An 896-nucleotide genomic window follows, 5' to 3' on the forward strand; every position below is an offset into this window, starting at 1 on the left:
ATGGCTGTCATCATTCCAATTCGATGGTCACCAAACGTATTGACTCTAGCGCCATGAAGGGCTGATTTCCCTTTGATAATCATCCCATCTGCTGTGGGGGTGATGTCCGCTCCCATGCTATTTAAGGCATCAGCCACCACCTGAATGCGGTCAGTTTCCTTGACCTTGAGTTCCTCAGCATCCTTAATGACTGTTACACCTTGCGCTTGTGTCGCTAAAAGGGCAATAATAGGTAATTCATCAATCAAGCGTGGAATCAAAGCTCCACCAATCTCTGTTCCTTTCAGGTCTGAAGATTCGACAGTCAGGGTTGCTGATTTAGCGACTGGATCGATTTCAGTTATTTCTAATTTTCCTCCCATGGCGCGAATGACATCAATAATACCTGTACGCGTTTCATTGATGCCCACATTCTGCAGCACCACACGAGAGTTTGGAACAATCAAACCTGCGACTAGCCAAAAGGCTGCACTAGAGATATCTCCTGGGACAACTACCTTTTGTCCAGTCAGTTTTTGCGGCCCTTGAACTATGATTTTCTTGCCATCCACACTTAAATGGCCACCAAATTGCTGTAGCATATCTTCGGTGTGGTTACGAGTACATTCTTTCTCGATAATCACGGACTCCCCCTGAGCCTGCAAGGCTGCAAATATCAAGGCAGACTTAACTTGAGCAGAAGCGATTGGCAACTCATAGTGAATCGGTTTTAAATTTTTCGTCCCTTTTAGGCGAAGAGGGGGCAGATCTCGCTCAGTTTGCCCTGAGATGCTAACGCCCATTTTTTTCAATGGAATCGTCACACGATCCATAGGACGTTTAGAAAGACTATCATCTCCAAACATCTCTACTTCGAAGTCTGCACCAGCAAGTACACCTGAGATCAGGCGAATCGA

1 protein-coding gene is annotated in these 896 nt (G+C 45.9%); it reads right to left on the bottom strand.

Annotated elements, in window-relative coordinates; translation table 11 throughout:
* Positions 1–896, bottom strand: an 896-nt coding sequence (gene aroA, locus GMD1S_RS11240; protein WP_000311255.1) for a 3-phosphoshikimate 1-carboxyvinyltransferase, incomplete at both ends; no start/stop codon positions are given.

Source organism: Streptococcus sp. GMD1S, from assembly GCF_000296875.1.
GTDB lineage: Bacteria > Bacillota > Bacilli > Lactobacillales > Streptococcaceae > Streptococcus.